The 12,378-nt window shown below is 54.9% G+C and carries 10 protein-coding genes and 1 pseudogene; 2 read left to right on the top strand and 9 right to left on the bottom strand.

Annotated features, from left to right (window positions below; all coding sequences use genetic code 11):
• Positions 1-36: 36 nt before the first annotated feature.
• Together RC74_RS14465 and RC74_RS14460 are read right to left on the bottom strand one after the other, a co-directional pair.
• On the bottom strand, positions 37-1,863 hold the full coding sequence (locus RC74_RS14465) for an ABCB family ABC transporter ATP-binding protein/permease (protein ID WP_039001262.1): 1,827 nt from the start codon (positions 1,861-1,863) through the stop codon (positions 37-39).
• A gap of 75 nt (positions 1,864-1,938) precedes the next feature.
• Positions 1,939-3,633 carry a LysM peptidoglycan-binding domain-containing protein gene (locus RC74_RS14460; RefSeq protein WP_039001261.1) on the bottom strand — a complete coding sequence of 565 codons (1,695 nt, stop codon included), beginning with the start codon at positions 3,631-3,633 and terminating at the stop codon, positions 1,939-1,941.
• Between the two features lie 36 nt (positions 3,634-3,669).
• Here RC74_RS14460 and RC74_RS14455 point away from each other — a divergent pair, with 36 nt between their 5' ends.
• Positions 3,670-4,251: an LOG family protein gene (locus tag RC74_RS14455; protein WP_039001260.1), complete on the top strand. Its 582-nt coding sequence runs from the start codon at positions 3,670-3,672 to the stop codon at positions 4,249-4,251.
• On the opposite strand, the gene rarD is transcribed toward RC74_RS14455, so the two are convergent.
• The 4 genes from rarD to RC74_RS14435 form a co-directional block, all read right to left on the bottom strand.
• A complete protein-coding gene (rarD, locus tag RC74_RS14450) occupies positions 4,173-5,111 on the bottom strand; it encodes an EamA family transporter RarD (protein WP_039001259.1) in 939 nt (312 codons plus the stop codon). The two genes, RC74_RS14455 and rarD, sit on opposite strands and share 79 nt — an antisense overlap.
• A 167-nt stretch (positions 5,112-5,278) precedes the next feature.
• Positions 5,279-5,881: a superoxide dismutase gene (locus RC74_RS14445; RefSeq protein WP_039001258.1), complete on the bottom strand. Its 603-nt coding sequence runs from the start codon at positions 5,879-5,881 to the stop codon at positions 5,279-5,281.
• Positions 5,882-6,068: 187 nt separating this feature from the next.
• A complete protein-coding gene (locus tag RC74_RS14440) occupies positions 6,069-6,473 on the bottom strand; it encodes a hypothetical protein (RefSeq protein ID WP_039001257.1) in 405 nt (134 codons plus the stop codon).
• A 252-nt stretch (positions 6,474-6,725) separates the two neighbouring features.
• A complete protein-coding gene (locus tag RC74_RS14435; protein ID WP_039001256.1) occupies positions 6,726-7,175 on the bottom strand; it encodes a hypothetical protein in 450 nt (149 codons plus the stop codon).
• A 323-nt stretch (positions 7,176-7,498) separates the two neighbouring features.
• Here RC74_RS14435 and RC74_RS23875 point away from each other — a divergent pair.
• A pseudogene (locus RC74_RS23875) lies at positions 7,499-8,387 on the top strand (IS110 family RNA-guided transposase).
• Positions 8,388-8,405: 18 nt separating this feature from the next.
• On the opposite strand, the gene RC74_RS14420 reads toward RC74_RS23875, so the two are convergent.
• The 3 genes from RC74_RS14420 to RC74_RS14410 are packed head-to-tail and all read right to left on the bottom strand — an operon-like array spanning position 8,406 to position 12,353.
• Complete coding sequence (locus RC74_RS14420; protein WP_039001255.1) at positions 8,406-8,999, bottom strand: sarcosine oxidase subunit gamma; 594 nt, start codon at positions 8,997-8,999, stop codon at positions 8,406-8,408.
• Entirely contained in the window at positions 8,992-12,003 is a 3,012-nt protein-coding gene (locus tag RC74_RS14415) for a sarcosine oxidase subunit alpha family protein (protein WP_039001254.1), read from the bottom strand. The genes RC74_RS14420 and RC74_RS14415 overlap by 8 nt, the downstream gene beginning before the upstream one ends.
• Positions 12,000-12,353 (bottom strand): sarcosine oxidase subunit delta, encoded by a 354-nt coding sequence (locus RC74_RS14410; protein ID WP_039001253.1) that lies wholly within the window; start codon positions 12,351-12,353, stop codon positions 12,000-12,002. The genes RC74_RS14415 and RC74_RS14410 overlap by 4 nt, the downstream gene beginning before the upstream one ends.
• Positions 12,354-12,378: the final 25 nt, after the last annotated feature.

Raw genomic sequence — 12,378 nt, 5'->3', positions numbered from 1 at the left:
CAATAGCTGGGTTCGGAGCACGTAAAAACGGTGCTCTTAGGCCACGTCTTCTTCTGTTTGCTGGCGATACCACATCGAGGCATAACGCGCGTTACGCACGAGTAATTCATCGTGCGATCCTTGCTCGATAACCTCGCCCGCCTCCAACACAACAATCCGATCCGCATCCACAACGGTCGAGAGACGGTGGGCAATCGTAATCACCGTCCGCCCCCGCCCCATGGCCGCGAGGCTGTCCTGAATGTCGCGCTCTGTTTCGCTGTCTAGCGCACTGGTGGCCTCGTCAAGCAACAGGATCGGTGGATTTTTGAGCAGGGTCCGCGCAATGCCGACCCGCTGCTTTTCACCGCCCGAAAGCTTCAAACCGCGCTCGCCAACGGGGGTGTTATACCCATCGGGAAGCGACGTGATGAAGTCGTGGATTTTCGCACCGCGTGCGGCCTCAAAGACCTCTTCCTCACTGGCATCCGCACGCCCATAGGCAATGTTGTAATAGATGCTATCGTTGAACAATACGGTGTCTTGTGGCACGACGCCAATCTGGGCGTGCAGGCTCTCTTGGGTCACATCGCGAAGATCTTGACCATCAATGCGCACCCCGCCGTCGCTCACATCATAGAACCGAAACAACAGACGTCCAATGGTGGATTTTCCGCTCCCTGAGGGGCCAACAATCGCTACGGTTTCCCCCGCCCCAATCGTCAGGCTCACGCCCTTCAAAATCGGCCGCTCGGCGTCATAGCCAAACTTCACCTTGTCCAAAACAACTTCGCCGCCGTTGATCTTGAGGTCGGGCGCATTTGGCTTGTCGACCACCTCTGCGGGTTGTCCCAAAAGGTCGAACATATCGCCCATATCCACCAAGGCTTGGCGGATTTCGCGATAGACCGATCCAAGAAAATTGAGCGGCATGGTGATTTGGATCATATAGGCATTCACCATCACAAAATCGCCAACCGTCAGCGCGCCACTTTGCACGCCCATGGCCGCCATCACCATCACAACCACAAGGCCAGCAGTGATAAAAAGCGACTGGCCAAAGTTGAGAAACGCGAGGGAATAGTTGGTTTTGAGCGCGGCAACTTGATAGAGCGCCATAGAGTCGTCATAGCGCGCAGCTTCGCGCTTCTCTGCGCCAAAATACTTCACCGTCTCAAAATTGAGAAGGCTGTCTATGGCTTTTTGGTTGGCCTCGGTGTCTTGTTTATTCATCTCTTGGCGGGCGCGCACGCGCCATTCGGTCACCGCGAATGTGAACCAGACATACAGGGTAATAGTCACGACAACGGCAGCTAAATACCAGACATCAAACACAAAAAATAGAATGATGGCGACCATCAACAACTCTAGGATCAAGGGCCCGATCGAAAACAAAAGGAAGCGCAGGAGGAAATCAACGCCCTTTACGCCGCGCTCGATAATCCGCGAGAGGCCGCCGGTTTTGCGCGCGATATGATAGCGCATCGAGAGTTGGTGAATATGGGTGAACGTCTCAAGCGCGAGAGCGCGCAACGCTCCTTGGCCAACCTTGGCAAAGATGACATCGCGCAATTGGTTCATCCCGACCGTCATCACCCGTGTCATGCCGTAAGCGATGGTCAATCCGACAGCGCCCATGCCCAACATCCATGCCGCGGACTGCCCTTCGCCCGCGAGGTTGTCCACCGCTTCTTTGTACAAAACCGGCGCGAGAACCGCGACGAACTTAGATAGAATAAGCATGGTCATGGCCGCGACCACACGACGTTTCACCCAGAGCTTATCTTTGGGCCAAACATAGGGGGTGACGCGGCGGATCACATTCCACGCTCCGCCCTTTGGGCCGCCTTTTAGGGCGGCATCTGTGGGGGTCAATCGGCGCATGGCTTCCTCCGGCTAGCTGAACTTCGCAAAGTAGACAGACGCGCGGTGGATGGCCAGAGGGGAGCCGTCAGAATCCTAGTTTTCTTTTGATGCTGGAACCGTAAAAACCTGCCCGGGGTAGATAAGGTGTGGATTGCGAATGGCGTCCTTGTTTGCCTCAAAGACCCGCACATAAAGTACCCCGTCGCCGTAGCTTGCCTTCGCGATCCCCCAAAGGGTATTGCCCGGTTGCACAGTGACCGCCTTGACGGTGGCCACTCCGTTTTCGGGGGCAGAGGGCGCGGTTTGGGCCAGAAGTTCTGGCGCCTCACGCTGGAACGGTGTCTCAACGCGCGCACTGACTTTTCCCGCCGTGTCGACTTGATCCGCGCGCAAAGTGTACAGCCCCGCGCTGATCTGTTCCAAGTCAAATGACCACGCACCATCAGAAGCAATCTCGCCCTCACCGACGGATTTGTTGTCGAGATAAAGGCGCACGAATTCGCCCGCCTTGCCGCGCCCTGTGACCTGAACGTCGCCCGTGGGCGCATAGGTGATGGCGTCAATCGCAATATTATTGATGTTGGAGGCCCCGCTTGTTTGCAGCACTTTCACCCCCTCCTCCGTCGCCAAAAGGATCGCAGGAACTTGGGCGACAGGCTCCGCCACGGCTTCGGTTGTCGTTTGAGAAGCGGTCGGCGTGTTTGTCTCTGTGGGCAACTCCGGAGCCTCAACTGTTTGAGAAACCACCTCTTCTATTCCAGCAGCCTCGATTGCGGTCGGCGCGGAATCAGGAACAACAGAGGTTTGAGCCGTGTCGACTTGTGCAACACTTTCAAGTGCCGCCTCTGCGACATTCTCCTCAGGGACTGCCGGCGTCGCCGCAGCCTGCGCTGAGGACAAAGGAACCTGTGCTTTCTCGGTTTGTACTTGTGCTACCTCAACGGACTCGGCAGGCACGACCAATTGTGTACTTTGCGACGTGCCATCTGTAGTGCTCAAATTCGTCGTTTCCTGCGAAGGGTCCACGGCCACTCGTGCGTTTTGCGGTTCCTTTTCTGGCGACTCTGCTGGCGTTTGTGTGGCCTCTGCGACAACCACAGGTACCTCGGGCGGCGCAAGGATCACCGTATCAACGGACGCCACAGTCGAAGCGCCGCTTCCTTGAAGGAGGGACACGACTTTGGCCGCCGATGTGAGGTCGATTGTGAAAAGGCTGACGAAATTACCCGCACCATCTGCTTGTGCGCGCGCGACTTCTTCTCCGTCGACCAGAATGGCTATTTCTTGCCCCGCAACGCCCCGCCCCGCCACAAGCGCATTGCCGTCGGCATCAACTCGCACCACGTCAAACGTTGGCGGCGCGAGGCCTTGGTCGGCGAGTGGCTCGGGATCGACGGGCGCGATTTCCGCCATGTTGGTCTCTACCTGCGCAGGTTCAGGCTGCTCTGATACTTGTTGCTCTGGCACTTGGGCCTTGGTTTGAGTTTGTGGCTCAGTCTCAGGCGCATCCGTTTCGGAGACAGTTTCGATTGCATTATTAACCGGAGCCGCGACCTGCGCGGGGGCAACCACGGCGGACTCTTTGATCTCTGTCTCTACGGGGTGTTGCGTTTGCGCGTAATAGGCCAAATAACCGACCATCGCGACAATCAATGCCGCGCCTCCGCCCAAAACCACGCCTGTCGCGCCCGTTAATCCTGATTTGCCCTGAACAGCCATGTATTCCATTCCCCAATGGTCTTGCACCCGTCCCATGAACAAGCGATTGTGCAGGCGCAGCGCCCACATTGACGCTCAAGAAACCCTAACCAAAGGCCGTTGTCCATGACTTCCACTTTTTCTGCATCAATTTGTGTCTATTGTGGCTCGCGAAACGGGGTAAATCCCGCATATACAGAGGCGGCAAAACAAACGGGCAAGATGATCGCCGAGGAAAACTGGCGCTTGGTTTATGGCGCGGGGGATATCGGATTGATGGGGGCCGTGGCCAACGCCGCGCAATCCGCTGGCGCTCAAACCTTTGGCGTTATTCCGACCCATTTGATGAAACATGAAGTCGGCAAGCGCGACCTCACCAATTTTATCATCACCGAAAACATGCACGAGCGCAAAAAGGTGATGTATATGAACGCCGATGCCGTGGTGGTGATGCCCGGTGGTGCGGGGTCAATGGACGAGTTTTTCGAGGTCTTGACGTGGCGCCAGTTGGGTCTGCACAGCAAGCCCATTTACCTCTTGTCGGTCGACGGATACTGGGCGCCACTCATGGCCCTCATAGATCACATCATCGATCAAGGATTTGCCGACGCCTCATTGCGCGATTTCGTTCACGTTGTCGAAACCGTCGCCGCATTGCGCAGCGCTTTACGCGACGACCTTTCCTCAGAGAAACTCACAACGGAATAAAGCGCCAAAGCGATCCAAATGACGGGGAAAGCGATCAAATGCGCGGGCGTCATGATCTCGCCAAACAGAAAAACGGCCACCAAAAACTGAAGCGTTGGATTCACATAGGTCAACAACCCCAAAGTCGCTAAGGACACGCGTTTGCTAGCATAGGACAGAAGCAGCAGCGGCACCGCCGTCAAGACGCCAGAAAAGATCAACAACAGGCTGTCCTGCCAGTTTTTGCCAAACACACCGGGGGTTTGCGTGCCAATCGCCTGCCAACCCTGCGTATGCGCGCCCCAAAGCCAGATCACGCCAAGAGGCAGGAGAATGAGCACCTCTAAGGTCACCGAAACCACGGGGCCGGCATCTAGCTGCTTCTTGATCAGACCATAAACCGCGAAGGTGCTGGACAATACCAGCGAGATCCAAGGCGGTGCCTCAAGCGCGTAAGTCAGCCCCATGACGGCCATCGCAGCCAGCGCCACAGCCGCCCATTTGAGCGGCCCCAAACGCTCTCCCAACACAAAGGCCCCCAGCAAAACAGCAAACAGAGGGAAGATAAAATAGCCCAGCGAACTTTCAACCGCGCGCCCCGATTGAACCGCATAGATAAACAAAAACCAGTTAATTGAAATCAGCAAGGAAGCCGCCGTAATCCACAGCATTTTGCGGTGATCCCGCAAGATCGGCCACAAGGTCGGCAACCGCCCCTGCACCGCCAGAATACCAAGCAAAAACGCGAGCGACCACAGGCTTCGGTGGCTCAAAACTTCCAAGGGTGCCACGTGATCTATCGCTTTATAATAAATCGACGAAAAGCCCCAGACAACACAGGCCAAGAGCATCGCAAGACTTCCCTTAATATGCTCGGGCATGGGGGATCACCTTAAATTTATTGGGGTAACCCGTGTCAAAAACGCACGTGTATCACCCTCAGAGTTTCACAGCAGCCCCGTGACGTAAAGGAGAATTCCCAAGCGGTAAAACGAAAAAACCCGCCAGAATTACTCCTAGCGGGTTTTCAAAAATTATAGGACGAAGCTTAGCCCAGACGGGATGCAACGTTTTCCCAGTTCACGAGCTTCTCAAGGAAGTTCGAGAGGTAAACTGGGCGTTTGTTGCGGAAATCGATGTAATAGGAATGCTCCCATACGTCGCAACCCAAAAGCGCTGTTTGACCAAAGCAAAGCGGGTTCACACCGTTTTCTGTTTTGGTGACTTTGAGGCCCCCATCAGCAGCTTTTACCAACCAGCACCAGCCAGAACCGAATTGACCCGCACCAGCGGCTGCGAATTCAGTTTTGAATTCGTCGACCGAGCCAAAGTTCTCAACCAAAGCTTTTTCAAGCTCGGAGGGCATAGCGGTCGTGCCAGGGGACATCATTTCCCAGAATTGGTTGTGATTCCAAAGCTGGCTGATGTTGTTAAAGATGCCGTTTTGGGCAACCGATTTGGCGTTGTAAGTGCCGGTGATGATGTCTTCGAGGCTCTTGCCATCCCATTCGGTGCCCGCAATCGCCGCGTTGCCATTGGTGACATAAGCGTTGTGGTGCAGGTCGTGGTGGAATTGGAGCGTCTCGGCGGACATGCCGTTGTCGGCAAGGGCGTCGTGGGCATATGGAAGATCGGGAAGCGTAAAAGCCATGGTGAACCTCATGTTTTGAGCGCAAATTGGCGCATGTTCGCGGATATTGTCCCCTGATGAATGGCCCCGTCAATGGGGGAGGTCAAGGGTGTTTTGCAGGTTTCGTGTCCAAATTCGAAATTTTCATACCTCGGTCAGACACCTTTCATAAAACAAGTTCCCTGTGCAAGACCTTGTTTTTTTCCAATTAAAACGTACAGGACCCTTTGCCAGTAGCAGTACGTCCAATCCCCATCGCCTTCGCGGTCATGCTTAGCTGGTGGTCTTTCTTTTCATAGTTCAGACGATATTCAATCGTGGCGTTTTGGAGCGACGTGTCTTTAATTCTTTGCTCCCAAACAAAGGTCGTTCGTGTGGAATTGTCGCTTTTAACCCGACCAATTGCAATTCCGGAACCATATTTTAGAATGAGTTGATCGGAAACCATTGCCAGCTCTGATCCGTCTTCATATTCAATCTCAATGCTGTCCGCGATCCACCCTTTTGACGAGCCTGCATTCGAGACGTTGCATTTCAGAATTAGTGCGGAAGCCGGTGCGACGCCCCCAACAATAAGAGCCAGAGTGGCGGCGGCAAAAGTCAAAGGTTTCACAAAACTTCTCCATAATTTTCAAAATACTATGCATCTGAAGCCTAGGGGTTGAGAGGTTGATGGACAACAGCATTCCCTAAATGGGACGAAATTTCCTCAATAAAGCACGATAAAATGGAGTCCGATCCGCATAGAAACCGTTAATCGCAGTAGCCAACGGCCCCGCCCGATGACACATTGGACAGCGAGTCAAACGCGTCTTGCGCCACGCTTCGGAACAAAACTTTGGGGTTTCCTGTATAGGAGCGCGTTTTAGCTCACCGTTGGCGTACAGATACCTTTGCCAGTCACGTCGCCTCGATACCCTAAAGGGTTTACTGTCAACCGTAGGCCGTGGTTCTTCTTTAGAAACGTCAATCGGTATTGCATTGTGGCGTGTTGGCGCTTGGAATCCGTAACCTTAACTTCCCAAACAAAAGTCGTCCGCTTTGCATTATCGGTTTCAACCTTCCCCACCGCTGATTCAGAACCATAATTGGAAATCACACGATCAAAAACTAGAACATTCTTTTTGCCTTCCTCATAGGCAATTACGATCTTGTCCGAAATCCGACCTCGTGACGCGCCAGCATTTGAGACTTTGCACATGAGCAGGTTGGCGGCGGAAGCGGGCGCTGCGATCCCGAGCGTTAAAGTCGCAGCAACCACTGCGGAAAACGAAAGTTTCGTATGACTTCTCCAAATCGAAAAAACAATATCCAACTTAGGTAGCGTGATAATAATTTTATCGCAAGGCGTGTGGAGGCTTGTGTCTTGTGGTCATAACCATTTGTAAACAAACATATTATGATACCTCACTCGGCCCGCCCCAGCCCCCAAGGATCACGCTTGTCTTATGAAAATCCCAGCTTTTGTGCGAAGCAAGAACCACAGGTCAGCATTCTAGAATGCTGACCTGTGGTGGTGGTTGGATCGACAATCGCTTGATTTTTGAGGACCGTAAAGGAGTAAGATCAACCTTCACCTTAGCCAAAGGCCTGAACGGATCCAGAGCGGCGCGTAGCCCTCTAGGACAAGCATAGGATATGACGAAGATGAAGAATGATACCATCAGACATTTCCAAAGCCACTTTGGACATTCACCGGCTGAGCGACGGGAAGACGATGTCGTTTAGCAATTGCCCCGAAGGATTTAAGTTGCTTGGCAAGTTCTGCGCAAAGACAGCAGTGACACGCGTGGTCTATGAAGCAACAGGGCTTATCACAGCGGGCTTGAACGCGCTTTGGGCGCACATCTTCCTTTGGTAAAGGTGAACCCTTTGCAAGCACGCCGATTTGCACAAGCCCAAGGCTTGCGCGCGAAAACGGACACCGTTGATGCCAAGATGCTAGCTGTCATGGGAGATGTTTTCGCGTTGGAACCCGATAATCCCGCAGCCAAGATTCAGCACTATCTGAAAGAGTTACGGGCATTTCGTGCAGGTTTGATTAAGGATAGAACCGGCATCATCTGCCGCCTGAAGACCCAAACCCTGTCCATCACTCGCCGCCAAAGCAAAGCCCGCTTGGCACAGGTAGATAAGGAAATCCGTGAAATTAATGCTGAGGTTGATCGCCTGATAAGCTCCAGAGATATGCTGGCGCATTCGGTGAAAATTCCTCGTTCAATTCCTGGCATCGGTGCATCCTGTGCTTCCACGATTCTAATAGAGATGCCCGAGATCGGATCGGAAGCAGGTGGCCAGCTTGACTGGTCTGGCCCCAATGACGCGTCAATCTGGACAGTGGCGCGGCAAATCATTCATTCAGGGTGGTCGAAAAATAGTGAGGGATGCCCTCTACATGCCGGCCTTGTTGGCGATGCGACACAACCCCGACTTCAAGGCTAAATACGAAGCCCTGATCAAAGCAGGAAAGCCACCAAAAGTCGCCATCATCAAGGTAGATAGAAATTGGGTAAAGAAAGGGGCTTGATCAAGACGGATACTCCTTTCAAGAATAGAACTTGACCGGCCCGCCACTACTGGCGTTAGAAAGGACATCGAACGCGTATTTCGCAACGCTGCGAAAGACAACGATGGTCATCTCCTCATGGCGCGCGGAGGCATCCCCCGACATCCAAAACGCCGCCGGAATTTGCGCCAGACGGCTGCGACGGATTTCCCCTTTGGCAAAGTTGTCATCCGAGAGATCAACAGGGGAAAGTTTGGCCAAAACATCGCGAGCATCGGGGCCGGAAACCGTAAACACCGCCCGCGCGTCGGAGACATTTTCTACCAGCGCATGGGTGCCCGCTAAGGCTTTGTCCAACGCAACCGAAGCCTCAACAGCCTTAGTATAGGGCAGTAAAATTAGCAGTTCGTCGGGCGACATCCATGCCACCCCAGCGCCTTTTGAAATCGACACGCGCCGAGGCTTTGGAATTGCCACTTGCGTCAAGGCTTTGACCGCAGCCTTGACCACTTTGCTCGACAAATCGGCCCGCACTGTCAACATGCCCTGCAGCGCCATTTCGCGCACGGTCACACAGCCAGTGGAGGTCGCCCCCTCAAGGGCGCTCACGGCGATTTCAATTGCTTCAGACATCTTGTTTGGCCCCTTCTTTGTCATAGAAAACGGGATCGACAACCCGTGCGGCGATGGTTTCGCGGCCCAGATTGCCAACTTCGACAACGTCCCCAATCCGCGCCAAGCCGCCCTCAATAAGGCCCATCGCGATGCCATACCCAAGGTTGGGCGAATGATAGGTGGAGGTGATCCGTCCCTGCATCACTTGCTGGTTATTTTCGTTTTCACCCGTGCCCAGAACATAGGCGCTTTCGGGCAAAATGGACCCGTCAACCGATTGGAAGCCCACAAGTTTCCAGCGATTTTCACGCTGCATATCCTTGCGCGCGTGGGCACGTTTACCGATAAAATCGAGTTTCTTCTTGGAAACCGCCCACCCCAGATTGAGGTCTTGCGGGATTACGGTTCCATCGCTTTCGTCACCCACAATAATAAAACCCTTCTCGGCGCGCAAAATATGCAGCGCTTCGGTGCCATAAGGCATCAGGCCAAATTCCTGCCCCGCCTCATGCAAAGCTTGCCAAAACGCCAATCCCTGACTGGCAGGAACGGCGATTTCATAGCTCAATTCGCCCGAGAAACTGATGCGGAACACCCGCACGTCAAATCCGGCAAGCGTGCCCTGTGCCCAAGACATAAACGGCAGCGTTTCCTTGGAAACATCCATACCGCCAAGTTTTTCCAACAGGAGCCGCGCCTTGGGACCCACCACAGCGATTTGCGCAAATTGTTCGGTGATATTGGCCGTATAGACCTTCATATCCCACCATTCACATTGCAACCAATCCTCGAAATGCGCGTGGATAGATTCTGCGCCGCCGGTTGTTGTGTGACAAAGGAACGTCTCCTCATCAATGCGGGCAACAACACCGTCATCGATCAGGAATCCATTGTCGTTGCACATCAACCCATAGCGACATTTGCCGGGTTTGAGCGTCGACATCATATTGGTGTACATGAGGTCAAGGAACGCCGCGGCGTCGGGGCCCTTAACGATAAGTTTGCCCAAGGTACTAGCATCCAAAAGACCGATGTTATCACGCGCGTTTTTGGTTTCGCGCATGACGGCCTGATCGGAGGTTTCTCCCGTCCGCTCATAGGCATAGACGCGACGCCACGTGCCGACGGGTTCCCATGTTGCGCCGTGGTCTTGGTGCCAATCGTGCATCGGCGTACGGCGCAAAGGCTGGAACAAATCTGCGCGCGCTTCGCCGGTGATTGCGCCCATGGAGATCGGGGTATAGGGCGGGCGGAAGGTGGTGGTGCCCACCGATGGAATCTCTTGACCCATCGCTTGAGAAAGTACCGCCAATCCGTTGATATTACTTAACTTACCTTGATCAGTTGCCATACCCAAAGTAGTATAGCGTTTGGTGTGTTCAACGCTTTCATAGCCCTCACGGGCGGCCAGTTGCACGTCGGAAACTTTGACGTCATTCTGGAAGTCCAACCACGATTTTGCGCGCATATCTGCGGTCGCTTTGGCAGGAATAATCCACATAGCTTTAGGCAGCGCGGTCGCGATTTCAGCGCTGGTAGGAGCCGCCGCGTCGGTGGGGGTAAACCCCGCCTCCTTGGCCGCGCGTTTGCCTGCGGCATCCGCATCGGCAAGCAGCGCCCCTGTCGCGAGAGGACCAGAGGCCGTGCCTGCCGTGAGCACAAAACCCGTGCCATCCGCGCCAAGCGGCGGGCGGGAAGGATCGGGGGCGAAGTGAATTTGCGCGTCATCCCAGAGCAGTTTTCCACCGCAATGGGACCAGAGGTGGACGACGGGAGACCAGCCACCGGACATGGCCACACCGTCACATTCGAGGAGTTCGGATTGGCTTCCGTCACTATCGATGGCGCAGATTTTAAGGCCCGTCACCACTTTGTGACCCATGGTTTTGGCAATGCCGGTGGCGAATTTAATGTCAATCCCGAGCGCACGCGCCTTATCGATCAAGTCCCCCGTAGGGGCATCCCGCACATCCAAAATTGCGGCAACCTTCAGCCCCGCTTTGCGCCATGCGATGGCCGTGCGATAGGCGTCGTCATTGTTGGTGATTACGGCAGGATTTTGCGCTGGAGCGACTCCGAAATTGACCAAATAATCGCGCATTGCCCCTGCGAGCATCACGCCGGGAATGTCGTTGCCCGCGAAGCTGAGGGGGCGTTCTAAAGCCCCTGTGGCCGTCACAATCCGCGCGGCGCGGATGCGCCATAGGCGGTGGCGCGGGGCGGCGGATGCGGTGACGTGATCGGTTAGACGCTCGTAGCCCAAAGCATAGCCGTGGTCATAAACGCCAGAGCCTTGGGTGCGGGTGCGCAATGTCACATTTTCGAGCGCATTCAATTCGTTAAGGGCTGAAGTTATCCAGCTTTGAGCATCCATATCGTCGATAACGTCGCCGTCCACGGGCGCGCGACCACCCCAATTGTCGGTTTGCTCCAACAGCAGAACTTTGGCACCAGAGCGTCCTGCGGCGAGGGCCGCTTGCAGGCCTGCAATGCCACCACCGACGACCAAAACATCGGTGAAGGCATAGAAATGTTCATAGCGATCCGCATCACGGTCTTTGGGAGCCGGACCCAGCCCCGCAGATTTGCGGATGATCGGCTCGAACACGTGCTTCCATGCGGGCCGTGGCGAGATGAAGGTCTTGTAGTAAAACCCCGCGGGGAGGAAGCGCGCGATACTGTTGTTGATCTCGCCCACGTCAAAATTCAGGCTGGGCCAGTGGTTTTGCGACGTGGCCACGAGGCCGTCGAACAATTCCGTGGTGGTGGCGCGTTGGTTGGGCTCGACATGGCCGTCCTGCCCCAAATTAACCAGCGCGTTAGGCTCTTCGCCGCCCGAAGCCACGGGGCCGCGCGGACGGTGGTATTTAAAGCTGCGTCCCATGAGCAAGTGGCCGTTGGCGAGCAAGGCCGAGGCGAGTGTGTCGCCAGCGTAGCCCGTAAGCGTTTGGCCATTAAAGGTGAATTTCAGCGGTTTGCTTGTGTCAATCAGACGAGCGTCTGTGGTTTGGCGCGTGCTCATGCGGCACCTCCGGCGGGGGTTGCGATGGCGGCATCGAGCGTCCAATTGGGGTGGCGGGCGCGGATTTTGGCGATAATTTCGTCAGGCGGGCCAAAGGTTTGTGCCGGATAGGTGCCATAGACTTCGAGGGTCATCGTATCACGGGCGGCGTGGAACCATTTGGTACAGCCGTTGCTATGCCGCCAGCGTTCAAAATGCACGCCACGCGGGTTGGCGCGGTGAAAAAGATAGGCCTCAAACGCGGCATCGTCGCTGTCTGGGAGCGCACGCGAAAGATGCGCTGCACCGCCTGCCGCGAGTTCGGTTTCGTCCGCTTGGACACCACAATAGGGGCATTTGAAGGTCAGCATGGGCGGTCTCCGAGGGACTTGATGT

The organism is Falsihalocynthiibacter arcticus, from assembly GCF_000812665.2.
Classification (GTDB): domain Bacteria; phylum Pseudomonadota; class Alphaproteobacteria; order Rhodobacterales; family Rhodobacteraceae; genus Falsihalocynthiibacter; species Falsihalocynthiibacter arcticus.
This window is presented reverse-complemented; position numbering and strand designations above follow the sequence as displayed.